Annotated in this window: 21 protein-coding genes; 5 read left to right on the forward strand and 16 right to left on the reverse strand. The window is 71.1% G+C overall.

What is annotated here, in order from left to right; genetic code table 11:
• The 7 genes from GUY60_RS39425 to GUY60_RS00450 all read right to left on the reverse strand — a co-directional run.
• Positions 1–131: acyl-CoA carboxylase epsilon subunit (locus tag GUY60_RS39425; protein WP_281368310.1), on the reverse strand; the 131-nt coding region annotated here is incomplete at its 3' end.
• A gap of 26 nt (positions 132–157) precedes the next feature.
• The gene (locus GUY60_RS00425) at positions 158–1,732 is read right to left on the reverse strand and encodes an acyl-CoA carboxylase subunit beta (protein WP_161692800.1); all 1,575 of its coding nucleotides are present in this window, start codon (positions 1,730–1,732) and stop codon (positions 158–160) included.
• Positions 1,733–1,778: 46 nt separating this feature from the next.
• Positions 1,779–2,648 (reverse strand): 4'-phosphopantetheinyl transferase family protein, encoded by an 870-nt coding sequence (locus GUY60_RS00430; RefSeq protein WP_161692801.1) that lies wholly within the window; start codon positions 2,646–2,648, stop codon positions 1,779–1,781.
• Positions 2,645–3,067 carry an acyl carrier protein gene (locus GUY60_RS00435; RefSeq protein WP_161692802.1) on the reverse strand — a complete coding sequence of 141 codons (423 nt, stop codon included), beginning with the start codon at positions 3,065–3,067 and terminating at the stop codon, positions 2,645–2,647. Before GUY60_RS00435 ends, GUY60_RS00430 begins: the two co-directional genes overlap by 4 nt.
• Positions 3,068–3,601: 534 nt before the next feature.
• Positions 3,602–5,056: a flavin monoamine oxidase family protein gene (locus GUY60_RS00440; protein ID WP_161692803.1), complete on the reverse strand. Its 1,455-nt coding sequence runs from the start codon at positions 5,054–5,056 to the stop codon at positions 3,602–3,604.
• A gap of 231 nt (positions 5,057–5,287) precedes the next feature.
• The gene (locus GUY60_RS00445) at positions 5,288–6,916 is read right to left on the reverse strand and encodes an MFS transporter (RefSeq protein ID WP_161692804.1); all 1,629 of its coding nucleotides are present in this window, start codon (positions 6,914–6,916) and stop codon (positions 5,288–5,290) included.
• 106 nt (positions 6,917–7,022) lie between these two features.
• Complete coding sequence (locus tag GUY60_RS00450; protein ID WP_161692805.1) at positions 7,023–7,784, reverse strand: SDR family oxidoreductase; 762 nt, start codon at positions 7,782–7,784, stop codon at positions 7,023–7,025.
• Between the two features lie 187 nt (positions 7,785–7,971).
• Here GUY60_RS00450 and GUY60_RS00455 point away from each other — a divergent pair, with 187 nt between their 5' ends.
• Positions 7,972–11,235, forward strand: a complete 3,264-nt coding sequence (locus GUY60_RS00455) for an AfsR/SARP family transcriptional regulator (protein WP_161692806.1) — start codon at positions 7,972–7,974, stop codon at positions 11,233–11,235.
• 144 nt (positions 11,236–11,379) lie between these two features.
• Here GUY60_RS00455 and GUY60_RS00460 read toward each other — a convergent pair whose 3' ends face one another.
• Genes GUY60_RS00460 through GUY60_RS00470 form a run of 3 tightly spaced genes read right to left on the reverse strand, consistent with a single transcriptional unit; the run spans position 11,380 to position 14,046 of the window.
• Complete coding sequence (locus tag GUY60_RS00460) at positions 11,380–12,147, reverse strand: SDR family oxidoreductase (RefSeq protein ID WP_161692807.1); 768 nt, start codon at positions 12,145–12,147, stop codon at positions 11,380–11,382.
• Between the two features lie 52 nt (positions 12,148–12,199).
• Positions 12,200–12,646, reverse strand: a complete 447-nt coding sequence (locus GUY60_RS00465; RefSeq protein ID WP_161692808.1) for a nitroreductase family deazaflavin-dependent oxidoreductase — start codon at positions 12,644–12,646, stop codon at positions 12,200–12,202.
• Positions 12,647–12,669: 23 nt separating this feature from the next.
• Entirely contained in the window at positions 12,670–14,046 is a 1,377-nt protein-coding gene (locus tag GUY60_RS00470; RefSeq protein ID WP_161692809.1) for an FAD-dependent oxidoreductase, read from the reverse strand.
• Between the two features lie 263 nt (positions 14,047–14,309).
• On the opposite strand from GUY60_RS00470, the gene GUY60_RS00475 reads away from it, so the two are divergent.
• Together GUY60_RS00475 and GUY60_RS00480 are read left to right on the forward strand one after the other, a co-directional pair.
• On the forward strand, positions 14,310–15,620 hold the full coding sequence (locus GUY60_RS00475; protein WP_161692810.1) for a flavin monoamine oxidase family protein: 1,311 nt from the start codon (positions 14,310–14,312) through the stop codon (positions 15,618–15,620).
• A 109-nt stretch (positions 15,621–15,729) separates the two neighbouring features.
• The gene (locus GUY60_RS00480; protein WP_161692811.1) at positions 15,730–16,218 is read left to right on the forward strand and encodes a pyridoxamine 5'-phosphate oxidase family protein; all 489 of its coding nucleotides are present in this window, start codon (positions 15,730–15,732) and stop codon (positions 16,216–16,218) included.
• A 94-nt stretch (positions 16,219–16,312) separates the two neighbouring features.
• On the opposite strand, the gene GUY60_RS00485 is transcribed toward GUY60_RS00480, so the two are convergent.
• The gene (locus GUY60_RS00485) at positions 16,313–17,485 is read right to left on the reverse strand and encodes an acyl-CoA dehydrogenase family protein (RefSeq protein WP_161692812.1); all 1,173 of its coding nucleotides are present in this window, start codon (positions 17,483–17,485) and stop codon (positions 16,313–16,315) included.
• Between the two features lie 250 nt (positions 17,486–17,735).
• Here GUY60_RS00485 and GUY60_RS00490 point away from each other — a divergent pair, with 250 nt between their 5' ends.
• Positions 17,736–18,500, forward strand: a complete 765-nt coding sequence (locus GUY60_RS00490) for an SDR family oxidoreductase (RefSeq protein ID WP_161692813.1) — start codon at positions 17,736–17,738, stop codon at positions 18,498–18,500.
• A gap of 84 nt (positions 18,501–18,584) precedes the next feature.
• Here GUY60_RS00490 and GUY60_RS38670 read toward each other — a convergent pair whose 3' ends face one another.
• From GUY60_RS38670 to GUY60_RS00510, 4 genes are all read right to left on the reverse strand, one after another.
• Positions 18,585–20,747, reverse strand: coding sequence for a BTAD domain-containing putative transcriptional regulator (locus GUY60_RS38670; RefSeq protein WP_246234092.1), 2,163 nt, complete (start codon positions 20,745–20,747; stop codon positions 18,585–18,587).
• 209 nt (positions 20,748–20,956) lie between these two features.
• The gene (locus tag GUY60_RS00500; protein ID WP_161692814.1) at positions 20,957–21,802 is read right to left on the reverse strand and encodes an AfsR/SARP family transcriptional regulator; all 846 of its coding nucleotides are present in this window, start codon (positions 21,800–21,802) and stop codon (positions 20,957–20,959) included.
• A 156-nt stretch (positions 21,803–21,958) separates the two neighbouring features.
• Entirely contained in the window at positions 21,959–23,131 is a 1,173-nt protein-coding gene (locus tag GUY60_RS00505) for an IS701 family transposase (RefSeq protein WP_312866134.1), read from the reverse strand.
• A gap of 251 nt (positions 23,132–23,382) precedes the next feature.
• Positions 23,383–24,048, reverse strand: coding sequence for a ScbR family autoregulator-binding transcription factor (locus GUY60_RS00510; protein WP_161692815.1), 666 nt, complete (start codon positions 24,046–24,048; stop codon positions 23,383–23,385).
• Between the two features lie 89 nt (positions 24,049–24,137).
• Here GUY60_RS00510 and GUY60_RS00515 point away from each other — a divergent pair, with 89 nt between their 5' ends.
• Complete coding sequence (locus GUY60_RS00515; RefSeq protein WP_312866135.1) at positions 24,138–25,085, forward strand: ScbA/BarX family gamma-butyrolactone biosynthesis protein; 948 nt, start codon at positions 24,138–24,140, stop codon at positions 25,083–25,085.
• A gap of 101 nt (positions 25,086–25,186) precedes the next feature.
• Here GUY60_RS00515 and GUY60_RS00520 read toward each other — a convergent pair whose 3' ends face one another.
• Positions 25,187–25,951, reverse strand: a complete 765-nt coding sequence (locus tag GUY60_RS00520) for an SDR family NAD(P)-dependent oxidoreductase (protein ID WP_161692817.1) — start codon at positions 25,949–25,951, stop codon at positions 25,187–25,189.
• Positions 25,952–26,019: the final 68 nt, after the last annotated feature.

Raw genomic sequence — 26,019 nt, forward strand, 5'->3', positions numbered from 1 at the left:
GCGCCGACCGCTGCCGCGCGGGCCAGCAACACCGCGGTCAGCGCGGCCAGTTCGTCCGCGTCGAGGTGCCCCCTCTCCACCCGTATCAGCTGCGCGTCCGGTGCGGCATTGCTCTGCTGGTCGGCGTCCATGTGAATCCTTCCCTGGCTGCGGTCGGTCACTGCGGCGGGTTGCCGTGCTTGCGGCGGGGCAGGTCGGCGTCCTTGGCGCGGAGCATGGCCAGGGAGCGGATCAGCGTCGACCGGGTGTCACGCGGGTCGATGACGTCGTCGACGAGGCCGCGTTCGGCGGCGTAGTACGGGTGGACCAGTTCGGTGCGGTACTCCTCGATCTTCTGCCGGCGCATCGCCTCCGGGTCGTCGGCGGCGGCGATCTCCCGGCGGAACACCACGTTGGCGGCGCCCTCGGCGCCCATCACGGCGATCTCGTTGCCGGGCCAGGCCAGCGCGATGTCGGCGCCGATGGAGCGGGAGTCCATCACGATGTAGGCGCCGCCGTACGCCTTGCGCAGCACCACCGAGATACGCGGCACCGTGGCGTTGCAGTACGCGTAAAGGAGCTTCGCGCCGCGCCGGATGATGCCCTCGTGCTCCTGGTCGACGCCCGGCAGGAAGCCCGGCACGTCGACGAGGGTGACCAGCGGAATGTTGAACGAGTCGCAGAACTGCACGAACCGCGCCCCCTTCTCACTCGCCTTGATGTCCAGGACGCCCGCCGTGGCGCTCGGCTGGTTGGCGACGACACCGACGGTCTGGCCGTCCAGGCGGGCCAGGGCGCAGACGATGTTGGGCGCCCAGGCGGCGTGCACCTCCATGAAGTCGCCGTCGTCGACGAGTTCACCGACCACGGCCCGGATGTCGTAACTGCGGTTGGCGTCCGCCGGGACCAGGTCGAGCAGCGTGTCGCCGGGCCGGTCGGCCGGGTCGTCGCTCATCGCGGCGGGCGCCAGCTCGCGGTTGTTCTGCGGCAGCATCGACAGCAGGTAGCGGACCTCGGCGATGCAGGTCTCCTCGTCGTCGTACGCGAAGTGCGCGACGCCGGAGGTCTCCGCGTGCACGTCGGCGCCGCCGAGCCCGTTCTGCGTGATCTCCTCGCCCGTCACCGCCTTCACCACGTCAGGACCGGTGATGAACATCTGCGAGGTCTCGCGGACCATGAACACGAAGTCCGTCAGGGCGGGCGAGTACGCCGCGCCACCCGCGCACGGGCCGAGCATCACCGAGATCTGCGGGATGACGCCGGACGCCTTCGTGTTGCGCTGGAAGATGCCGCCGTACCCCGCGAGCGCGCTGACGCCCTCCTGGATACGGGCGCCCGCGCCGTCGTTCAGGGAGACCAGCGGCGCACCCGCCGCGATGGCCATGTCCATGATCTTGTGGATCTTCGTCGCGTGCGCCTCACCCAGCGCGCCGCCGAATACGCGGAAGTCGTGCGCGTACACGAAGACCGTGCGGCCCTCGACGGTGCCCCAGCCGGTGATGACACCGTCGCCGTGCGGGCGTTTCTTCTCCAGGCCGAAGCCCGTCGCCCGGTGCCGGCGCAGCGGCTCGACCTCGCTGAAACTGCCTTTGTCCAGGAGGAGTTCGATGCGCTGATGGGCGGTCAGCTTGCCCTTGGCGTGCTGGCGTTCGGTGGCCTTCGGGTCGGGCCCGTTGCGGGCCAGCTCCTTCAGTGCGGACAGCGCGTCGAGGCGGTCGGTGGTGGCTCCGGCCCGGGATTCTGCGGTGAGCATGGCTTTGCGCACTCCTTCAGCAGCGGTCGGTGAGGTGGTTCGCGGATCACACGCCGGAGGCCGCGCCCAAAGCCGTGCCGTCGGCCGCGGGCAACGAGGTGCACAGCCGTTCCTTGACGGTGGCGATCAGCTCGTCGGCGTCCTCGGCGTACAGGGACTTGAGGGGCAGCCTGCGGGTGGTGCCGCACTGCTCGGTGTGGGACGGCACCGCCACGGCGGCGACGTGCCCGGGGTGGCCCGGCACGTTCCGTACGGTCCAGCCGGGCGGGCCCTCGGGCGCGCCGGGGCCGCGGTCCTCGCCCAGGTAGTCGGCGCCCAGATCACGGGTGAGGCCGGTGCCGATGCCCTTGAGGTAGGCCTCCTTGCGGGTCCACAACCGCCCGAAGGCGGCGGGACGTTCGTGCGGCGGCAGCCGGCCCAGCTCCGCCTGCTCCCTCGGGTGCAGGGCGGGCAGCGACATCTGCGTGGTCTCCGGCGACGGCAGCCGCTCCACGTCGACGCCCACGGTCGCGGCCGAGATCCCGATGATGGCGAGGCCGTGGCTGTGCGACAGGGAGAAGTTCAACGGCACCGGCGAGCCGGTGATGACGGGCCGGCCGTGCGGCCCGCCGCAGGAGCTGCACGGCGCCCGGGACAGCAGCAGCTCACCGGGCGCGACCCCCGTGTACGCGGCCAGGAGGCGGCGCAGCGCGATGTGCGCCGTCACGTACCGCAACCGGTCGAGGGGCCGTACGAAGGCGGCGGCGCGGGTCAGTTCGTCCTCGTCGAGCTCGGCCGTGGGCAGGGTCGTCGGGCCGTCGTCCCGGTCGGGGCCGTGCAGCGCCCACAGGTGCAGTCCGCCCTTCTCGACGGCGGCGGCGGGCGGGCGCGGGGCGGTTCTGGCACCGATCAGCGTGCCGGTGCTTGCTTCGGTCATCCGAGCAGGTGCGGCGACGGGCCGGGCCGGGCGGTACGGGACGGCTCTTTTCCGAGCAGCGCGGTACGGGGCGGCTCCTCGAGCAGGGCGGTACGGGTCGGCTCCTCCAGGCGGGCGGCGAGCGCCGTGGCCAGCTCGGTGACCGTGTCATGGGTGAGCAGCAGATCCACCGGTACGTCGACCCGCAGGGCGAGTCGCAGGGTGCGGGTGAGCCGTAGTGCCGTGAGCGAGTTGAGGCCCTGCGCGCGCAGCGAGCGCTCCGCGCTGACCCGGTGCGCCGGGGGCACGTCGAGGGCGCCGGTGAGGACCCGGCAGAGGTAGCCACTGATCAGACGGGCGCGTTCGTCGACGGCTTTGCCGCGCAACGCCGCGGGCGGCAAAGGGAGTTGAAGGGTGTCAGGCGCGGTGGACCCGGCCATGGTGATCTCCTTTCCGCGGGATACCTCCCAGTGTCGTGAGGTACCTGGAAACAGGTGATAACCGCCGACTCATGGACGGGTCGCCCGCGTACCGGGGGTGCTAACCGCCGGCTCATGGGCGGATCGCGCGCGCGCGGAGGTGGATTACCGGCCGGTGCCAGAAGCGGCCGGACCTGCAACGACCGGGCCGCAGAAGGGAGTTCCGTGGGGACGGGGGTGCCGTCGGTGCCGGGCCGGCGAGCAAGGAGAGGTGGCTGCCGGGCGGGCGAGGAGAGGGAAAGGATGAGGAGAGGAGAGAGAAGTGCCGGGCCGGGCGGGGAGTTCGATGCCGTACCGGGACGGGAAGTGCGTGCCCAGCGTCGTACGGGGCGGGTCCGGGCCGGTGTCGTCGTGGGGTTCCCGCCCGCTCCCCGTCGGGGGTGCTCGTCCGGGTGACGGGCACGGGGTGCGGATCGGCCGCTGTGCCGGGTGCGTTACCGGCGCTGCTCGCGGCAGACGGGACTGATGTCGTGCGGTGCTAGCGGTCGGGCCCGGTCAGGCGGCGGCCGCTGCGACCACCTTCCCGGCCTGTTCGGCGGCCCGGAAGCCGGACTCGATCGCGCCCTCGATGAACGCGCCGTTCCAGCCGCTCGCGACGTCCGCGCCGGCGAACAGCATCCGGCCGTGCGGCTGCTGGATGCCGGGCAGCTGACGAAGGAGCTGTCCCGGGCGGCGCAGGCCCCAACCGCCGCGGGAGTACGGGTCGTTGCCCCACTCCTGGGAGCGGTGGGCGACGACGGTCGCGCCGGGTATGTACTCACGGACCGCGTTCTGCACGGCCGTCTTGCTCGACGCGTCGAGGGACGGTCCCGCGAAGCCGACCATGAGGCGGCCGCCGCCGGGCAGTTCCTTCTGCGGTATCAGCATCACCAGCGGCGACGTCTCGGTGCCCTGGCCGTAGACCGCGTCGACGGTGCCGCTGAGGTGGATCCACACCTTGGTGCCCAGGCCGACGCCCACGCCCTCGGACGCCGCGTCGGTGTGCACCTTGGGCAGGCCCGGGTTGAACTGGATCGTCTTCCACATGTTGACCGGTACGGCGACGACGACCGCCTTGGCGGTGTGCACCTCGCCGCTCTTGGTCTTCACCTCGACGCCGCTGCCGGTCTCGGTGACCGATGCGACCGGCGAGCTGAGCTTCACGGTGGCGCCCGACTCGTCGAGCATCGCCTTGAGCAGGGCCGTCATGCCGGTGGTCGGCCGGTAGCCCATCTGGTTGTGCCACGCCTCGGTGGTCCAGCCGCCCAGCGCCCACCACTGGGCGAGCGCCGTCATGGCGCCGCGGGTGTTGTCGCCGCCGACGTACGCCGACGTGTATCCGGCGAGCCACTTCTTGTCCAGCGCGGTCAGCTCCAGCTGGGCGATCCGGTCGGCGAACGACAGCGGGTCGACCTTCTCCAGCAGGTCCTTGCGGAACAGCGGGTCGTTCGGCCGCTCGAAGTACTGCTCCGAGCCGGCGAAGAACTTCTTGAGCAGCTCGTTCATACGGGTGTTGGCCTCGGTGGGCGTCAGCGCCACGAAGCCGTTGTCGGCCGGCATGACGGAGCTGGTGTTGGCCAGCTCCGGCACGCTCTGCAGGCCGTAGCGCTGCATCTCCTTGGTGACGAGCGGCTGGTCGGGGCTGACCCAGCCGCCGCCGAGGTCGATCTGCTCGCCGGCGAACGTGTCGGTCCAGATGCGGCCGCCGATCCGGTCGCGGGCTTCGAGGACGGTCACGCTCAGGCCCTTGGCGCGCAGTTCACGCGCCGCGGTGCCACCGGCGTATCCGGCACCGATGACGATGACGTCCGACGCCGCCTTCCCGCTGGGAGCGGCCTGGCTCACATACGCGCCGACGCCGATCGCACCGGCGAGCGCGGACGCGCCGGACGCCTTGAGGATGAAGCGGCGTCCGAACCGCGGGGCCGCGTGCCGCCGCGTGCTGGACGTGCTGGAAGGGTGAGAAGTCATCCGAGCACCTTTTCCGTTGAGGACTGAAAATCACCGCCGAAAACAGAACCGCCGATCTGTTTTCGGCCAACGGAAAGTTAGTCGACTTGTTCGAACACCCGTCGCCCCAAAGGTAATTGGAGGGTCTGCCTCCGCCCTTTCCTCAGGAACGCCCACATGCTTCCGGGCCGGTGCCTGTCGAACGGCACCGGCCCGGAAGCGGAGTTGAGCTGTGTGTTTGTGGCGGAGGGATCAGGCGGGCTGCTCCTCCCGGGCGGGTCCGCCGGACTCGACGGCCACCGCTTCAGATGTTTCGTCGGAGGATTCCTCGGACGCCGGGGCCGCCGCCGCGTTGGTCGGGGCCACATGCCGGAGCATCGTGAGCGCGAGGACCGTCAGCGCGGTGACCAGGATTCCGCCGATGAGGGCGACGGTATTGAGCCCGGACGTGAACGCCTCCCGGGCGGGCGTGATGATCTGGCCGGCCAGCTCGCTCGGCAGCGACTCGGTCGCGTCGAGGGCACGGGCGAGGGTGTCGCGGCTGGCGTCGGCGACCGCGGCCGGGGTGTCGGCGGGGATGTCGTCGGCGACGCCGTTGCGGTACACGGTGGTGCCGAGGCTGCCGAGGGCGGCGATGCCGACGGCGAGACCGAAGTCGCTGCTGGTCTGCTGCAGCGCGGAGGCGGCACCGGCCTTCTCCGGGGGCGCCGAGCCGACGATGAGGGACACGCTCAGGCCCATCACCGGGCCGATGCCGGTGTAGATGAAGGCGAAGCCGATGACGACCTGGAGCACTCCGCCGTCGCCGGTGTGGGCCTGGGTGAGGGTGAAGTAGCCGATGGCGGAGAGGATCAGGCCGATGGCGGTGACGTTGCCGGGCCGGATGCGGCGGGCCGCGATCGGGGCCAGCATCGACGAGGCGATCAGCAGCCCGGCGGCGGGCAGCAGCCACAGACCGGCCTCAAGCGGCGACAGGCCGCCGACCATCTGCAGGTACTGGGTGACGAAGAGGTAGATGCCGCCCATGGCGACGGCGGCGAACAGCATCACGCCGAGGGCCACGCTGAAGGCACGGCTGCGGAACAGGCTCAGGTCCAGCATCGGGTCGTCCAGGCGCAGTTGACGGCGGCCGAAGACGACGGCGAACACCACACCGACGGCGAGGGCGACCAGCGAGGCGGCTTCCGGGCCGTGCTTGGCGATCTCCTTGACGCCGTAGATGGCGGGCAGGATCGCGGCCAGGGACAGCACGACGCTCGCCAGGTCGATCCGGCCGGCCTTCTCGTCCTTGTACTCGGGCAGCAGGATCGGACCGGTGATCAGCAGCAGCGCCATGACGGGCACGGCGAGCAGGAACACCGAACCCCACCAGAACGCCTCCAGCATGGCCCCGCCGACGACCGGGCCGAGCGCGATGCCGACCGAGAAGCTGGCGGCCCAGATGCCGATGGCGGTGCCGCGCTGCTTCGGGTCCTGGAACATGTTGCTGATCAGGGCGAGCGTGGACGGCATCAGGGTGGCGCCGGCGATGCCGAGCAGGGCGCGGGCGGCGATCAGCATCTCGGGGCTGTTCGCGTACGCGGCGACCACGGAGGCGACGCCGAACGCGAGTCCGCCGATGAGCAGCAGCTTGCGGCGGCCGATGCGGTCACCGAGGGTGCCGGCCGTGACCAGGAACCCGGCGATCATGAAGGCGTAGATGTCGATGATCCACAGCATCTGGGTGCTGCTGGGCGCCAGTGCCTGGCCGAGGTGCGGCACCGCGAGGTGCAGCAGCGTCACGTCCAGGGACAGCAGGATGCTGGGCAGGGCCAGCATGGCGAGCCCCGCCCACTCCCGCCGGCCGGCGCGCGCGTTGCCCGCCGCTCTGATCGAAGTCATTGGTCTGGCCTTTCGATGAGTCGTCCATGGGGCTGCCGCCCCGCTCGTACGCGGGGCGGGGCGGCAGTAACTGCTGTGCGGGGGAAGGGGGTTGCGGCGTCGCGGGTCAGTGGGCGCCGGTGAGGCCCTGCGCGAAGCCACCGTCGACGGGGAACTCGACGTTGGTGGTGAAGGTGGCGTCGGCGGCCAGGAACAGCGCGGCCGCGGCGACCTCCTCGACGGTGCCCATGCGCTTCAGCGGCGAGGTGTCGGCGCCCTGCTTCTCGAAGTCGCGGCGCTCCTCCTCGGTCATGCCGGCGACACCCATGGTGGGGGTCTTGATGTAGCCGGGGGCCACCGAGTTGACACGGATCTTGCGGGGCAGGAGCTCGGCCGCGAGCACGTGGGAGATCGCGCGCACCGCTTCCTTGGAGCCCGAGTAGGCGCTCAGGCCCGGGAAGATGAGGTCGTTGGCGACCGTGGTGAAGACGATCGCGCCGTTGTCGTTGAGCAGCGGCGAGAGGCTCTGCACCGTGAAGAAGGCGCCCTTGGTGTTGATGGCGAAGTGCCGGTCCCAGGACTCCTCGGTGGTCTCCTCGAGGGTCTGCACCTCGGCGATGCCGTGATTGACGAAGAGGTAGTCGACCCGGCCGAGCTTCTCCTGCGCGGTGTCGGCGAGGCCGCGGATGTCGGCCATGCTCGCCGCGTCGGAGCGCACCACATGGGCCTTGTCCGACTTCAGCTCGGTGCGGGCCTCCTCGATCTTCTTCTCGTTGCGGCCGGTGTAGAGGACCTCGGCGCCGCCGTCCAGGAGCGCCTTGACGATGGCCAGACCCATGCCGTGCGTACCGCCGGTGACAACGGCCTTCTTGCCTGCGAACTTGCTCATGACGAAACTCCTAGAGACAGCGTGCGAGGTACGTGGTGCGCCGGTTTCGCTCCGGCTCCTGCGCCGGTTTCGCTCCGGCCCCTGAAGAGTGCGCCCGGCCCCTTGCAGTCCTCTGTCGGTCCGCTTGCACGGCCTTGCGGCGCACTGACACACCAGGCAGTGACCGGTGTGGCCGTACCGTGAGCCCATGCGTTTCGGGGTACTGGGTCCGCTGGCCGTGTGGTCGGCGGAGGGTGAACTTGTCGCGGTGCCGGAGTCGAAGGTCCGCTCGCTGCTCGCGGCTCTGCTGACCTCTCCTGGGCAGGCGGTGTCGGCGGACCGTCTGGTGGACGAGTTGTGGGGCGGCGCGCCGCCCGGCAACCCCTCGGGCGCGCTGCAGACGCTGGTGTCGCGGCTGCGCCGGGTGCTCGCCCGCGCGGGCGGCCAGGACCTGGTGGTACGCCGGGCGCTCGGCTATGTCCTCGACGTACGGGACGAGGCGGTGGACGCCGGCCGGTTCGGGGCGCTCACCGCGCGGGCGCGGGGCATAGGGGACGCGCGGGAGCGGGCCGCGACGCTCGCGGACGCGCTGGCGCTGTGGCGCGGCCCCGCCTTCGCGGACTTCGCGGACGAGCCGTTCGCGCACGCGGCCGTCGCGCGCCTGGAGGAGCAGCGGCTGCTCGCCCTGGAGGAACAGGCCGAGGCGCGCCTGGAGTTGGGCGATCACAGCCCGCTGGCCGGGGAGCTGCGCGAGTGGACGGAGCGGCACCCGCTGCGGGAGCGGCTCCGCGCCGCCCGGATGCGGGCGCTGTACGGCGCGGGCCGGGCCAGTGAGGCCCTGGACAGCTTCCAGGAGCTGCGCCGCCGCCTGGACGAGGAGCTGGGCCTCGAACCGGCGCCCGAACTGGTCGCGCTGCAGCAGGAGATCCTCCAGCAGGACCCGGGCCTTCGGTCCGCCCCGGCGCAGCCCGTGGCCGCCGCGCGGCCGCGCACCAACCTGCCGACCCCGGTGACCGGTCTGATCGGCCGGGCGGACTCGGTGGACGAGGTGCGGGCCCTGGTGGAGGCGGGCCGCCTGGTGACGTTGACGGGGCCCGGTGGCGTCGGCAAGACCCGGCTCGCGGTGGAGGTGGCGACGCGGCTCTCCGAGTCGTACGAGGACGGGGTGTGGCTGGTGGAGCTGGCCGCGCAGGCCGTCGCCGCCGGGTCCGGGGGCGACGAGCTGGCCGAGGTGGTCGCCGCGACGCTCGGGGTGCGGGACGACACCGGTCCCGGACCGCTGCCGGGCGGCCGGCCGCGCACGCTGCTCGACCGGCTGACCGACGCGCTGCGCGGCCGCCGGCTGCTGCTCGTCCTGGACAACTGCGAGCACGTCATCGAGGCCGCGGCCCAGCTGGCGCAGGCCGTGCTGCGGGACGCGCCGGGCGTACGCATCCTCGCCACCAGCCAGGAACCCCTCGACCTCGCGGGTGAGCGGCTCTGGCCGGTGCCGCCGCTCGACCTGCCGGGCAGCGCGGCCGGTGCGGGCGAGCTGCGGCGGTCCAGCGCGGTGCAGCTGTTCCTCGACCGGGCGGCGGCGACCTCCCCGGACTTCGCGCTGACCGACGACAACGCACGGGCGGTGGCGTCGATCTGCCGTCGCCTGGACGGAATTCCGCTCGCCCTCGAACTGGCCTCGACCCGGGTGCGGGTCCTTGGTGTGGCCGAGCTGGCCGAGCGGCTCGGCGACCGGTTCCGGCTGCTCACCGGCGGGCACCGGGGCGCACCGGCGCGGCAGCAGACGCTGCGCGCGATGATCGACTGGAGCTGGGAACTGCTCACGTCGGCCGAGCAGTTGGTGCTGCGGCGGCTCGCGGTGCACGCGGACGGCTGCACCCTGCCCGCCGCCGAGGCGGTGTGCGCGGGCGACGGGGTGAAGCCCGCGGAGGTCCTGGACCTGCTGACGCGGCTTGTGGACCGCTCGCTCGTGCTCGTGTCGCACGAGGGCGACGGCCCCCGGTACCGGCTCCTGGAGTCGGTGGCGGCGTACTGCCAGGAGCGGCTGCGGGACAGCGAGTTCGACCGGGTGCGGCGCGCCCACGCCCGGCACTACGCGGACTTCGCGGAGCGCGCGGACTCGTTCCTGCGCGGCTCCGATCAGGAGCAGTGGCTGCGCCGGCTCGACGCGGAGACCGCCAATGTGCGCGGCGCCCTCGACAGTGCCGCCGCTGACGGCGACGGGGTGCTGATGCGGCGGCTCGTGCACGCGATGGTCTGGTACTGGTACTTGCGCGGCCGCCTGACCGAGGCCACCCGCTGGCTGGGCGTGGCCGTCGGCCTGCCGGGCCGCCCGGCACCGGACGACGCAGCCGCAGAGGACACGGCCGAGGATCTGTCGGGGACCGCCGCGTGGCGGACCGGGATGAGTCTGCTGACCGGCTCCCCGGAGGGCGACGCCCGGCACGGCCGGGACATCCTCGCGTCGTACGAGGACATCCGCGACCCGCACGAGCGGACCAGGGCGGGCTGGTTCCTCGGCCACGCCGTCACCCGGTTCGGGGACCGTGCGGTGGGCGAGGAGCTGATGGACCGGGTGCTCGCCGCTTCCCGTGCCCTGGACGACCGTTGGGGCATCGCGGCGGGCCTCAGCACCCGCGGCATGCAGACCTATGTGTGCGGCGACCTGACGGCGTCCCGGCAGCAGGGCCAGGAGAGCCTCGCGCTGTTCCGGCAGACCGGGGACCGGTGGGGGCAGTTGCAGGCGATGGGGGTGCTCGGCCGGCTGGCGGAGATCGAGGGCGATTACGCGGAGGCCGCGCGGCTGCACCAGGACGGGCTGCGCATCGCCGAGGACCTGGGGCTGTGGACGGACGCGTCGATGCGCTGGTCCGAGCTGGGCCGGATCGCGCTGCTGAACGGGGAGCACGCGCGGGCCGACGAGTTCCACGAACGCGGCCGCAAGTTGGCCGTGGAGCAGGGCGACAAGCCGGCCGAGGAGTTCGCCGAGCTCGGCCTCGCGCTCAGCGCCAGGCGGCAGGGCCGGCTCGACGTGGCGCAGCCGCTGCTGCGCCGCTGGCTGGAGTGGAACCGGCAGTTCGACGCGGAGTACGGGTCGGCGCTGATCCTCGCCGAGCTGGGCTTCGTCGCCGAACTGCGCGGGGACGCGGACGGGGCGCTCGCCCTGCACCGGGAGGGCCTGGCCGCGGCCCGGGACACCGGTGATCCGCGGGCGGTGGCGCTGGCCCTCGAGGGCATCGCGGGCGCGCGGGCGCTCGCCGGGCACTGCGCACACGCGGCCCGGCTGCTCGGCACGGCGACGGCGGCACGCGAGTCGGTGGGCGCGCCGCTGCCGCGCGGTGAGCGGGGCGATGTGGACCGGGTGAGCGCGGTGGCCCTGCGGGCGCTGGGCGAGGGGGAGTTCGCGGCGGAGTTCGCCTCCGGCGAGCGGGCGGATCCTCAGGCCGAGGCGAAGCTGCAGCTTGATACGGCCTGAGCTGCGCCGTCTTTCTTCCCCACCCCGCCCCTTCCCGAAAGTCCTCGCCGGACGGGCCTCCTCAATCGCCGGAGGGGCTATCTATTAGCCCCTCCGGCGATTGAGGAGCGGGGGTCCGGGGGCGGAGCCCCAGGATGGGAACGGTCAGGCCGCGGCCGGGATGATGCCCTGGGCGAGGCCGCCGTCGACGACGACCTCGGTGCCCGTCGTGAAGGTCGCTTCGAAGGCCAGGAACAGGGCCGCCGCAGCGATCTCCTCGATGGTGCCGTGCCGCTTCATCGGGCTGATCTCGTTCATCTCCTTCTCGTGGACGTCCTTGTCCGCGTCACTCATCGCCGGGTAGCCCATGGACGGCGTCTTGATCGGCCCCGGGCTCAGCGCGTTGACGCGGATGCCGTGCGGCATCAGCTCGGCGGCGAAGCCCTTGGCGAAGGTCCTGAGCGCGGCCTTGGCCCCGCCGTAGACCGTGATGCCGGGGTAGCCCATGTTGTCGGCGATGGACGTCGTGAAGAGCACGGCGCCGCCCTTGTTGATGAGCGGGGCCAGGCGCTGCACGGTGAAGAAGGCGCCCTTGGTGTTGATGTCGAAGATGCGGTCGTAGCCCTCCTCGGTGACCTGGTCGAACGGCACGAGTTCGGCGATGCCGACGTTGATGAACAGGAAGTCGATCCGGCCCAGCTTCTCCTCGACGACCCCGCCGAGCGCCCGCACGTCGTCCAGGTTCGCCGCGTCGGAGCGCACCACATGGGCTGCCTCGCCCGCGAGTTCGGCGCGAGCCGCCTCGATGTTGGCCTCGTTGCGGCCGGTGAGGACGACCTCGGCGCCCTCGGCGAGCAGCGCCTTGGCGACACCCAGGCCCATGCCGTGCGTGCCGCCCTGGATGACGGCCTTCTTCCCTGCGTACTTGCTCATGGCTGCTACTCCATACGTAGATACGAGGTGGACACGAGACGGCTCGGGCCGCTCAGACCCGCTCGAGCACGACGACCGGGATGACGCGTCGGGTTCGGGCCTCGTAGGTGTGGTAGACGGGGGCGAGGTCGGTCATCAGCTTCCACAGCCGGGACCGCTCCTCCCCTTCGGCGGTGCGGGCGCGCACCGGGAACTTCTCGGCGAGCACCTGGATCTCCACCTCGGGGTTCGCCACCACGTTCAAGTACCACTTGGGATGCGTGTGGGTGATGGCGGAGCCGGAGGCGACCAGGATGTACCGGTCCTCGTCCGCCCCGAAGAACAGGCCCGTGCGGTAGAGCTTTCCGCTCTTGCGTCCCCGGTAGGTGAGCACCAGGTTGGTGGCGCCGCCTTCCATGTAGCCGCTCTGGCCGTTCGTGGCGAGATAGCGGCGGACGTGTTCCGTCACGGACGGGTCGGGGCTGTCGGCCGGCTCCTCTTGAGCATCCCAAGCTGACATGTGCTGTGCTCCTTGCTCGATTTCTAGAAGGTGATCCCCGCCCGGTCCGCGGCACCGGAGGACCGCAGCACACGGAGCAGGAGACCGGGTTCCAAGAGCGATTCGCTGGAGTCCACGAGGCCGAAGACGCGCATGAACGCGTCCGCCACCTCGGGGTCGTGAATCGCGGCTTCCTGCACCAGGGCCATATAGGCCAGGAACAGTCGGGTCAGCGGGGGGCGTTCACCCTCGACACCGGGGAAGGCCAGGTCGCCGCCGACCATCAGGTCCCACGGCCCGTCCACGGCCTCGCGCGCCAGGTCCTTCAGGTACGCGAGCGGCTGGAGCGGCCCGTCGGCGGTGACGTGCCGGCGCAGGGTGAGGGCGGCGAGCGCCGCGACCGTCATGCCCTGCGCGTAGGCCGGGTTGAAGCTGCACACGCCGTCGCCGGTGACGAGCAGCCCGTCGGGGAAACGGTCGAGGTGTTCGTAGCGCCGGCGCTGGTTGGCGGGGAAGCGGTACGCGACCGGCGGGCCCTGCGGGTCGAGGTCCTGAACAGCCTTGTATATGTCGGGTACTTGGAGGGAGCGCAGGAACGCGTCGAAGCCCTCGGGGTCGGCGGGCGGATGGTCGCCGAGTATGCCGTACGCGGTGACGATGACCTGGTCGTCCTCCTGCCGTGCGGCGATCGCGCCGCGCGGGGCGGACGGTGAGGACACCACGCCGATGGAGATCTCGTTCTCCGCGTACGGGTTGTCGTGCTCGCGCAGGGTGTAGAGGCGGGAGGCGTAGCCGAGGCCGATCTTGCGGCGCTCCTCCTCGACCTTCGCGTAGCCGAGTTCCTCCAGCCACACCGGGGTGCGCGAGCCTCGGCCGGTGGCGTCGACGACGAGGTCGGCGGCGAGCACCTCGACCGCGCTGCCCTCGGCCTGCCGGGACACCCGGGCGCCGATGACGCGGCTGCGGTCCGCGGAGGCCTCCAGGCCCACGACGTCGTACTGCTCGAGGAACGACACCTCGGGCAGCGCCGACACCCGTTCGCGGACCTGCCGTTCGAGGAAGGGGCGGGTCACGGTCAGGGAGGTGAGTCCGGTGTGGACGTTCGCGATGCGGTGGCCGTTCAGGAACCAGCGGATGTCGCCGGCCATGTCGCCGACGATGCCTCCGGCGTCGACCACTTCCTGGGTGAAGCCGGGGAACAGCTCCTCGATGATCTGCTGGCCGCGCGCCTGCAGTCCGTGCACCTGGCGGCCCTGCGGCACGCCGCGGCGCGGTTCGTCCACCCCGGTCAGCGCGTCCCGGTCGACCACCAGGACCTCCGCGTACGCGTCCGCGAGGACCCGGGCCGCGAAAAGGCCCGCCATGCTGCCGCCGAGCACGACGGCCCGGCCTTTCTTCTCCGCTGGCTTTGCCTGCTGCATTGCTGCAACTCCCTTGAATCCTTGGGGAGAATCGTCACGAGCTGTCTTCTCGGCCAAGGTAGCGGGGCGCGACCATTTCCGACTCACTGCGCTCATAAAGCATTGCAGACTGCGTTCATCGGCCAGTAATCAGCGTCTCACCTGGGGCGATCGGCGTGAAAAGATTACCGAGCCATGACCGTCCGTCAATATGGGCTCCAGTAAGTTGGCCGCCGACTCGTACCCTTCTCAATTCTCTTTCCTTCTGCCATGGAGAGGCTCCCATGACCGCTGTTCGGGAATTTGACGCGATAGTCGTCGGCGCCGGGTTTGCCGGGGTCACCGCAGCCCGCGAACTCAGGGCCAGGGGCCTGCGTCCCGTGGTGATCGAGGCCCGCCACCGCATCGGCGGCCGTACGTGGACGGACACGTTCGACGGCCTGCCCATCGAGTACGGCGGCGGCTGGATCTCCCCCTTCGCGAAACTCGCGATGGCGGAACTCGACCGCTACGACATCCCGTTGCTCGAAGGCGTCCTGCCGATGCCGGAATGGGCCGTGTTCCCCGTCGAGGACGGCTCCCTCGAGTCGTTCGACGGAAATGTGGCGCTCGGCCGCCTCGGCGAATTGCTCACCACCATCTTCGAGGGCTCCGAGAAGCTCCTCCCCCGGCCGCACGAGCCGCTGTTCGCGGGCGAGCGCATCCGCGCCGTCGCCGGCCAGTCGCTGCGCGAGCGCCTCGACTCGCTGCACCTCGACACCCGCGACGACATGTGGATCAGCACCCTCGTCGGCGGTTTCGCGGGCGGCAGCAGCAAGGACGGCGCGTACGAGGCGCTCGCCCAGTGGTGGCAGGTGGCCGGCGGCAAGCTCGCCGACTGGATCACCATCGAGGGCCAGGCGCCCGCGTCCGGCATGTCGGCCCTCGTCCAGGAGATCCTCAACGACGCCGAGGCGGACCTGCATCTGAACTCGCCCGTCACCCGCGTCGACGACGACGGCTCGCTCGTCCGCGTCACCACCGCGTCCGGCCGCGAGTTCGCCGCCCCCGTCGCGGTGCTCGCCGTCCCCGCCAACGTGTGGCGGACCATCGACTTCCGGCCCGGCCTGCCGCCCGTGCACGCCGAGACCGCCGAGCGCGGCATCGGCGTACCGCACACCAGCCGGCTGTGGCTGCGGGTGCGCGGCGACTTCGGCCCGGTACATGTGCGTGACGTGGAGAACGGGCTGCTCACGCCGATGTTCACGCACGCCGTCCTCGACAACGGCGAGCAGCTGCTCACCGGCTACAGCCAGGACCCGTCGCTCGACGTGTCCCGCCCCGAGCAGGTCCGGGCGGCGCTCCAACGGCTGCTCCCGCAGGCCGAGTTGATCAGCTACCGGGCGCACGACTGGGGCCACGACCCGTACTCGCTGGGCGGCTGGACGCTGCGCAGGCCGGGTCAGCTGACGCAGCTGCCCGAGGTGCAGGAGCCGCACGGCCGGGTCGCGTTCGCCAACGACGGCATCGCGAGCGGCTGGAACGGCTTCGTGGACGGCGCGATCGAGAGCGGCTTCCGCGCGGCCGGGCAGGCTGCGGACATCGCCGGCAAGTAGCCGCCCGGCTCCCGCACGAGCGGCGGGAGTCTTCGACCACCCCTTGAGCGGCCGGCCCGGAATCCGTCCGGGCCGGCCGCCGCCATCGGATCAGAAAGGACCGAGCCCCGTGGTGACCCGAGTGGAGAAGTTCACCGATCTCGAGGACGAGTTCAACCAGTACATCCGCGACATCGTCTACTGTTCGCTGATCACGGTGGACAAGAAGGGGCGGCCCCGCGCGCGGGTGCTGCTGCCGATCTGGGAGCTCGTCGACGACCGCCCGGTCGGCTGGATCGCCGCCTACAAGACGCCGGTCAAGACGGCGCACATCACCAACAACCCGCATGTGACGTGCTCGTACTGGAATCCGCGGCAGAACGCGGTGTACGCGGACAGCGTGGCCGAGTGGGTCGAGGACCCGACGGTGAAGCGCGAGGTGTGGGACCTGTACCGCAAGGGCAGCCCCTCCGGCGTCGGCTACGACCCGCAGCACTACTGGAAGGGCGGCCCCACCGACCCCGAGTACGGGCTGCTGCGCATGGACCCGTTCCGGGTGCAGGTGCTGCGCGGGCGGGACATGCGCAGCCGCATGTGGCAGCCGGGGGACGGCAGTTGAGCCGCGGCCGTTGAGACCGGCGTCCCCGGGCGCGGGGTGACATACGGGGTGGTGGCCGGTGAACTCCCGGCCACCACCCCGTCGTCGTACCGGATCAGAGGAACGGGGTGTCCGGGTCGAGGCCGAGCAGCACCCGGCCCTGCACCTCGAGGTTGGTGCTCGGCAGCAGGATGGCGTGCAGCGCGAAGCCCTCGGCGTCCCGGAAGAACCGCTGGATCGGCACGCTGCGCTGGATCGCCGTGGCCCCCGAGGCGGTGTAGAGGATCTCCACGGCCTCCTTGGCGAGCTGCACGGCGTACGCGGTCTGGCCGCGCACGTCGGCCTTCTCCTCGAAGGTCGGCTGCTCGCCGGCGTCGGCGCGCTCCTGCAGCATCCGGATCACCTCGCCGAGCAGCGCCTCGGCGGCGGAGATCTTGTTGGCGGCGGTGGCCGTCTGGATCTGCGTCAGCGGGTGCTGCCGCTGGTCGTCCCAGGACGTGTAGGTGATGCCGCGGCCCGGGATGCGCTCCAGGAACAGCTCGTAGGCGCCGCGGGCGATGCCCAGGTAGGCGGCCGCGCACTCGGCCATGATGTACGTGAACAGGCCGTACGCCCGGCCCGGGGTCACCTCGGCGGTGCGGCCCGGGGTGGTGTTGAGGATCGCGTCCTCGTAGCTGACCACGCGGTGCTCGGGGACGAACACGTCCTTGGCGGTGCTGGTCGAACTGCCGGTGCCGGAGGCGGCCGAGGTGTGCCAGTCGTCGGCGATCGTGAGCTCGGACATCGGGACGATGGCGACGGCCTCGTCCTGGGTGCCGTCGGCCTTGTCGACCATGGCAGCCGTGATGTTCCAACTGGCGCCCCGGCAGCCCGAGTTGAACTTCCAGCTGCCGTTGAGGAGATAGCCGCCCTCGGTGGGCGTGAGGGTGCCGGTGGGTGTGAAGCCACCGGAGATGCGCACCGACGGGTCGGCGAAGATCTCCTTCTGCGCCTCGTCCGGGTAGAGCGCGGCGAGACCCGCCGAGGACACCCAGACCATGGCGAGCCAGCCGGTGGAACCGCAGCCGCGCCCGACCTCCCTGAGCACCTTCGCCTGGTCGGCGAGCGACAGGTCGAGGCCGCCGAAACGGGCCGGGGTCGCGATGCGGAACACCCCGGCCTGTTCCAGGAGATCGATGTTCTCCTGCGGTATCCAGCGCTGCCGTTCGGCCTCCTCACCATTCTTGCGGAGCGTGGGCACGGCGTCCCGCACTGCCTTCAGTACGGATTCCACCTGGCTGTCAGTCATCGTTTTCCTCTCACGGTCATCGATACGCGTCTCACGACCCCGGCCTCAAGCACGCCCTTGAGAACCTAATAGGCGGCGGCAAGGCGGAATCCAACTCGAAGTAATCCCAAGGCAATTGGGGACGATGCGGGTGTGCGTCCCGCAATTACCTGCGAATGAGTTGGCGGCACCGTTCCGTTCCCGTCTCTGTGCGAGCCTGACCGCATTCGCGCCGCGCACGGAAGCAATCCGTACAGAGAATGGGGAGACAATGACCGACTACTCGGGCAAGAAGGCCGTCATCACGGGCGGTACGCACGGCATGGGCCTGGCGATCGGCAAGGCCCTCCTCGCGGGCGGTGCCGATGTGCTCGTCACCGGCTACAACCCGAGGAACATCACGACGGCCGAGGTCGAACTGGGCCCGGCCGCGCACGTGGTGCGCTCGAACGCCGGCAGCCTCGACGACATCGAGCTGCTCGGCAAGACCGTCGAGGAGAAGCTCGGCCACATCGACCACCTGTTCATCAACGCCGGTACGGCGATCCTCGAACCCTTCGCGCAGGTCACCGAGGCCACCTTCGACCAGCAGTTCCACGTGAACACCAAGGGCGCGTTCTTCGTGGCGCAGCGTCTCGCCCCGCTGATCCGGGACGGCGGCTCGATCGTCTTCACCAGCTCGGTGGCCGACGAGGGCGGCACCCCGGGGATGAGCGTGTACTCGGGCTCGAAGGCGGCACTGTTCTCCTTCACCCAGGTCATCGCCTCCGAGCTGCTGCCCCGCAACATCCGGGTGAACGCGGTGAGCCCCGGCTTCATCGACACCCCGAGCATGGGCATCCCCGGCCTCAGCGACGAGGAGAAGGCGGGCTTCAGCGCCCTGGGCGACCAGCTCACCCCGATGCGCCGGCACGGCGGCGTCGACGAGGTCGCCCGCGCGGCCCTGTACCTGGCCGTGGACGCGACCTTCACGACGGGCACGAAGCTGCCCGTGGACGGCGGCCTCGGCCAGGGCGTCCAGTACCCGCAGCAGTAACGGCACCACCCCACACGTCGGCCCCGGCGGTTCTTCCGCCGGGGCCGAGGAGTGCGCGCATACGAGCCTTGGTCAGGTGCCGCGTCAGCCGCGCGGCGCTCCCTCCAGCGCGAGGGACAGCTGGGACTCCGTGAGGCGCTCGATGGAGGTGTCGGTGTCGGACGGCGCGTCAAGGGTGATCGTGGTGACGAACCGCTTGGAGCCGAGCCAGTACCGGTCCTGCACCGACACCTCGGGCCTGGCCCCGGTCACCGCGAGCAGCGGCAGCGGACGCCCGGTCCGCTCCATGTCCTCCAGGAACTCCTGGAGCACGTCGTCGCTGCGGTGCACCGCGTTGTTGATCAGTACGAGGGGGCGCCGCTGCGCGGCCTCCTCGATGAACTGGCGGCGGGCGGAGCGCCGTTCGCCCGAGTCGAGGTCCTGCAGCCGCTGCTCGGCGACCTCGGGCGCGGGGCCGAGCTGGCAGAGCAGCCAGTTGGCGTGCCCCTGGCCCTGCGCCAGCTCGCCGACGGCGGCCTCCAGCTTCTTCCAGGTCTCCGTGGGCGAGTCCTGCTCGGTGAGCCCGCAGTACGCGGCGACCACCCTGCGGTGCAGGACGTACGGGCCCTCCTCGGCCATGCGGGTGCCGTCGAAGCTCAGCACCAGCGGCGGGTTGGGGCCGCCACCGAGGCGGTCGCGCAGCTCGGTGAGCATCCGGCCGCGGGCCGCCTCGGAGGCGCCGAGGACGATCGCCTGGTGCGGCCGGCGCCAGCGCCTGGTGTGCTCCAACAGGCCGACAAGCAGGTCGAGTTCACCCCCGTTGCCGTCGCCGGCGGCGGCATTGCGGCCCGCCGTGGCGGCCGCGCTCCGCAGCCGCCAGCTCTCCTGCGCCCCGGCGACCCGCTGGTAGGCGAACTGGCCCTGGGTGGCGGCGTGGGTGTGCGCGCACACCTGGACCTCGCCGGCCGGCACCAGCGGCAGCAGGGCCTGGCACTCGTGCAGCAGGACACCGTTGACCGACCCCGGGTGCGCACCGCGCTCCGTCGGCAGCTGCACCAGCGCCTCTCCGGTCGCCACCGCCACCCGTACGTCGACGCCGGGCCCGCTCTCCCGCGGCCCCCGCTCCCGGGCCTCGGTGAACAGGTCGCGCAACGCCACGGCCGTACGGACGGCGCGCTCGGCGTGCTGGTCGCCGTACGGCTCGGCGGGGAAGAAGCCGAGGCTGACGCCGCCCATGGCGCCCGCGAACACGCCGCCGGACTCCTCGATCTCCTGCCGGACCCGGGCGGCCGCGGTGTCGAAGGCGGGCGCCACATCTGGGCCGTCGGCCTCCAGCGGGCTGCTCGGGGCGGTGCCGACGAGCAGGATCGAGGCCCGGCGCCGCTGCCACGCCGCAGGTTCGGGGTGCGCCGCGCTCCGCGGCCGGGCGACCGAGGAGGGTTCGGGCAGCTCGGCGAAGGGCGCGGCGGGGGTCCGGGTGAGGACGGCCGTACCGGACTCGCCCAGTTGCAGGGCAGGGTCGTGGGTCAGGATGGACTGCTGCAGCACCTGGAGTTCCCGGCTGGGCTCCAGGCCGAGGTCCTCGACGAGCGCGGCGCGCAGCCGCCGGTAGACACCGAGGGCGTCGGCCTGCCGGCCGCAGCGGTACAGGGCGCGCATCAGCTGGCCGCAGGAGCGTTCCCGCAGCGGCTCGTTGTCGACCATGACCTCGAGTTCGCTGAGCACGGTGTAGTGCTGGCCGCACGCCAACTGGGCCTCGAAGAAGTCCTCCTGCACCCCGAGCCGGGTGTCCTGGAGGGTGGTGAGCTCGGGCCACAGCACCCCGGCTTCCGCGAGGTCGGACAGGGCAGGGCCGCGCCACAGGCCCAGGGCGTCGCGCAGCAGCAGCGACGCCTCCTCGGGGGCGCCGGCGGCGAGCTTGGCGCGTCCTTCGCCGACCCAGCGCAGGAACTGGTGGTGGTCGATGAGGTCGCGGTCGACCTGGAGGGCGTACCCGGGCGACTGGGTGCGCAGGGTGGCCGGGGTCTGCGCCGCCTCGTCCACGTCGAGGGCGCGGCGCAGCCCCCAGATGGCGTTCTGCAGGATCTTCCGCGCCGTGGCGGGGGCGCCCTCGACGCTCCAGAGGGCTCTGAGTAACTGGCTCGTCGACACGACTTGGTTGGGATGCAACAGGAGGAACCCGAGCGCGGCGCGCTGCTTGACGCCTCCCAGGACGATCGGTCGGCCCTCGTGGGTGACCTCCAACGGGCCGAGCATCTTGAAACGCATGACTCTCCCTGGGCTGTTCTCGGACATGGGGCCGGGCCGCTGCCCCTCGGGGCCGGGCACGCCGACGGCCACCCGTCACGGGCCGTGGTGTGGTGGTACGGCTGCGGGACCGCGTGGGGGCTCAGGCCCCGCACGGTCTCCGTGCCGTTCGGTGGTCCGCGCCCACGATCGGGCGGGTGCGGACCGGGTCGTTCGGTCGGTCGGTGTCGTCAGCCGGCAAGTGCCGCCGACCACAGCGGGGTCACCGCGGAGCGGTATGACCCTCCGCCGGGACGGTGCGGTCCCCGGGGCGTGGAGTCGCCGGGCGATTCCAGGATGTCGGTCTGGATCCGCTGCAGTTCGGCGGAGGGTTCCAGGCCCAGTTCGTTGCGGAGAACGCGGTAGAGGTTCTGGTAGGCGTCCAGGGCGTCGCCCCGGCGCCCGGACCGGTGCAGCGCGACGATGAGCTGCCCGTGAAACCATTCGTGCAAGGGGTATTCGTCCACGATGGCGCGGAGGTCCGGGAGGAATTCCCGGTGCCGTCCCCACCGGTGCTCGATCTCCACGCGCAATTCCCAGGCCCTGATACGGAGTTCCTCAAGGAGTACGGCCTGCCCGGCGAGGACCGCGCCGACCGGCACGTCGCCGAGGAGCGGGCCGCGCCACAGGGACAGGGCCCGGGTGAGGTGCGCGGCGCCCGCCTCCAGGGCCCCCTCGGCGACCGCCGCCTCCGCCTGTCGTACGAGTCGCTCGAAGCGCCGGACGTCCACCGCGTCGACGTCGACGTCGAGTTGGTAGCCGGGCGACCGGGTGAGCAGGAGTTTGCGTTGCTCGGTGGCGAGGCCGGACTCGGTGAGGAGTTTGCGGGCGTGGTAGATGTGCGTCTGCAGCGTCCGCGGCGCGGCCGCCGGGGGGTTCTCTCCCCACAACTCCCGTATCAGGGTGCTCGCGGGGACCGTCTCACGCGGCTTGAGCGCCAGAACGGCGAGGAGTTGACAGAGCTTGACCGCCTTCAGCGCGATCTTCTGCTCGCCATCGCCACCGAACTCGAACGATCCGATGAGGCTGACCCGCACGACGCTGCTCCTGTTCTGGCGCGCAGGGCGCGCGTGCCGAGTACCGAGTACCGAACGGAATGCTTTGGCCACAGTAAGGAGCTGGTCGAGTTTCAGCCCCGGACGCCGACAGAGAGTGTCAAATTACCGGACAGTAGTTATGTAAAGTGGTCTGCATCACACGCCGGTCGCCAGTTTCCGTGACAGCCAGGGCAGTTCGATGCCGGACTCCTGGACCACGGCCACCAGGTGGGCCACCGATGCCAGCGTGATGTGGTGGTGCCAGCCGAGGAAGGAACGGCCGGCGAAGTCGCGCACCCCCACCCGCTCCGCGACACCGGTGAACTCCTGGACCGTGCGCGGCAGTCGGACCAGGCGCAGCAGCGGGCGCCACGCCTCGGCGCTCGCGTTCGTCAGCCACATCTCGCACTCCCCCTGACCTCCCGCCGGCCACTCGCCGAGCAGCAGCAGCCTGCGGCCGCGGGCGCCCGCGCCCTCCGGCGAGGCGAGCACCGGGATCGTCACGAGGGCGGTCGGCGTGCCCTCCGGCGAGGTGACCTGGCGCCGCAACCGGCTGGAGGAGTGGACGAGTTGGGCCGCGGTGTGCGCCGCGGCGCTGTACCGGGGCAGCAGCGCCCGGTCCACCCTGAGCTGCGCCTGGGCGTCCACCCGGACGAGGAAGGTGAGCCCGGCCGCGGCAAGCCGGCGCGCGAGCGTGACCGCGTCGACCCCCGCGACGTCCACGACGACGGGGCCGGTGAGTTCCGCGGTCAGGCCCGAGGCGCTCAGGGCCGCCTCGTACACCCCGTCGTCGAGGGTTTGCGGAACCATCTCGTCCGGCACGTTCGCGCGCCGCCGCAGTGAGGCGTCGGCCCAGCGGGGCGGCAGCAGGAGGTGCCAGTCGACGGGCACGGCGGCCGTGGCCGAGACCATCCAGGAGCCCAGCGCCTGCTGGGCGTTGACGACCTGGCCGAGGTGCGGGACGTACCGCTGGTCGACACCGATGGAGTGCGGCCCCACCTTGGGGATCGTGGTGGGCCTGATCACCCAGGCCTGCGGGTTCAGGGTGCGCCTCGTATACCCGGCGAGGGCCTGCCGGATCGGCAGCCACTCCCACGGCGAGGCGCTGATGAAGTGGTGCACGCTCTGCCGGGACGCCCCTCCATCAATCTGAGTTGCGACGTTCCGCAAGGTCTTGCGGCCGGGTGCGGCCAGCAGCGCTCCCACGTACTGCTCGGCCCAGATCCGCTGCTCGGCCCGTCTCAGCGCGGTGAACATCCGCGCCCCTACATCGGCGAGCAGCGCCTCAGAAATCTTCGGCGCCGCCGGTTTGCCCCCACGCTGCTCCACGTTCCCCCCGTGTTGTCCCCATTGTCGACGGCGACCCGCCGGGCCCGCGTTCCCTCGGGCCAGCACCCCTGCGTAAGCCAAAGAAAACAGCCATTCGGTCTTTTGCACAAGCTTGACCAGCAGAACAAGTCACCGTAAATCCCCCGTAGTTGGGATAAAAAATCGGCACTTCTGGAGGGAAGCGCCGATCGAAAGCAACTGAGATGGACGCGCCCGCGCCCACGCCCCGGGAAAACAGGACGACGTGTCAGTTATGTTGCGGGAACATGAACCGTCTCCGACGCCGCGCCGGGGATCGAGCGCGCCAACTGCTCGGCCCTGCGGGGTGAGGTGTCGAGGCGCGCGAGCACGCCGGCGGTCGCGACGTTGGGCAGCAGCAGCTGGTAGAGCGCCGAGATCTCCTCGACCAGTTCGGCGGACTCGGGCAGTGCCTCGGTGACCAGCTGCACGCCGGTCCAGGAGCCGACGGCCAGCTTCGCCACGGACCACGGGTCGGCGTGCGGCAGCAGCTCGCCGCGCCGCTTGGCCTCGGTGAGCAGATCGCGTCCCAGGTCGACCCAGTCCGGCCACCGGGTGCCGAGCACGTTGCGGGCCTTGGCGTCGATGGACAGCCGGATCGCGGCGCTCATCAGCGGTTCTCTGGGCAGCCGGTAGGCCAGGAGCATGCCGATGTCCACCCACTCCTGGAGCTTGAACTCCTGTTCCCTGACGCCCTCGCTGGTGAGTGCCTCGGCGAGCACGCCGCGGGCCATCTCCTCCTTGGAGGAGAAGTGGAAGTAGAGGGCACCTCGGGTCAGGCCGGTGCGCTCGACGAGCATCGAGATGGTCGCCGCTTCGTACCCCACCTCGTTGATGAGCCCCGCCATCGTCTCGAGGATGTTCCTGCGGGTACGCACCCCGCGCTCCTGCCGTGCCATCAGCACCCCCCGGAATGTCTTTGCCTGAGTTTGAACTCTCTTTGATCCGCGCTTGAAAAAGAACGGAGAGTCGGTATCTTAGCAGCGCGGTGCTACAGACAACTTCCAGCCGTATCAAGGGGGGGACCTTGACAAAGGTAGCCAGTGCTGTACGCGAAAATTCTCGCGACGGCCAACCAGCCTTAAGCATCGACAAGTTGAGCGAGTACACCCACCTCAAACACACCGATTCCCTTCTCATAAGGGACATGAGACGGAGCGGCCCGGACACCTTCACGTTCGCCGTCCGGTGGCCGGCGGTGCGGGGGGCCGGCCGATATGACCCGCGAATTCTGGCCCAGACGATCCGTCAGACCGGACTTTTCCTCGCGCATGCCGAGTACGGCGTACCGACGTCCCACCAAACTCTGCTGAACCGGCTGGATTTCACCGTCTCGCCGAACCTCTTCGACGGCTCCACCGAGCTGCTCGATGTCGAGGTTTCCCTCACAAAACCGAATGGCCGTTCTGCCAGCACGCTGATGATGGCGTTCCGGATCCACCGCGACGGCACCACCGTTGCCACAGCCGATGCCGACTTCGGCTGGATATCGCCCGGCGCCTACCGCCGTGTGCGCGGTGTGTACGCCACCGTCGACTGGGGCGACTGGTCCCTACCGGCGCCGGTGGCACCCGAGTTCGTCGGCCGGGCCGCACCCACCGATGTGGTCCTGTCCCCCGGTGACCGTCCGAACCACTGGCAGTTGCGCAACGACCCCGCCAACACCCTGCTTTTCGACCACCCCGTCGACCATGTGCCGGGTCTCGCCCTCCTGGAGGCCGCGGAACAGGCCGCCCACGCGGTCCTCTCCCCCACCCCGTTCGAGACCACCGAGATCCAGACCGCCTTCGAGCGGTACGTGGAGTTCGACCGGCCCTGCTGGATCGAGGCCGAGTTGCTCACCGAGCCCGACGCCGACCGGTTCGCCGTACTGGTGACCGGCACCCAGGGCGAAGGGCCCGCATTCCTGGTGAAGTTGAGCGGCCGCAGGCCCTGACCGCCGCCCGCCCGGGAAGGGGGTGCCGCCGAGACCGGCGGCACCCCCGTGCGCGTATCGACGTCGGGCACCCCCGTGTCACCGGCGGCGCCCCCTGCACCTCACTGGTTGACGAAACCCCCGTCCACGGGCATCACGGTGCCGGTCAGGAACGGGCAGCGGTCGCTGAGCAGCCAGGCCGCGGCCGCCGCGATCTCCTCGGGTTCGGCCGTACGGCCTTGTGGCGTCATGGAGTTGACCATGTCCTCGAGGCCGGGGTTGCGCCCGAACCAGTCGGCGGTGATCTCGCTGCGGGTGGTGCCGGGCGCCACGGCGTTCACGCGGATGCCCTGCTGCGCGTACTCGTCCGCCGCCGCCCTGGTGAAGCCGACCACCGCGTGCTTGGAGGCGGTGTAGGGGGCGGCCGTGGGGATCGCGACCAGGCCCGCGACGCTGCTGTTGTTGACGATGGTCCCGCCGCCGCCCGCCAGCATCGCCGCTATCTCGTGCCGCATGCAGTTCCAGACGCTGCGTACGTTGGTGTCCATGAGGGTGTCGTAGACGTCGTCGGTCATCAGGTGCATCGGGGTGCGGTCGCCGCCGACCCCGGCGTTGTTGAAGGCCGCGTCGAGCCGGCCGTACGTGTCCACCGCGAACTGCACCGCGCGCGCGGCCTGTTCGCCGTCGGTGACGTCGGCCACCACGTAGGACGCCTCGGCGCCCTGTGCCCGCAACTCCTCGACCAGGGCGGCCAGTCGGTCCTCGCGGCGGGCGGCGAGGACCACGCGCGCGCCCTCGCCGGTGAACACCTTCGCCGCCGCGGCACCGATGCCGCTGCTCGCGCCGGTGATGAGGGCGACCTTGCCAGAGAGAAGATCTTCAGCCATGGGCGAGAGTCTGGCAGCCACGGATCGCCCGACTCCCGCTGGGTACGGGCCGGTTCGGGCCTTCGGCC

Source organism: Streptomyces boluensis, from assembly GCF_009908195.1.
Taxonomy (GTDB): Bacteria; Actinomycetota; Actinomycetes; order Streptomycetales; family Streptomycetaceae; genus Streptomyces; species Streptomyces boluensis.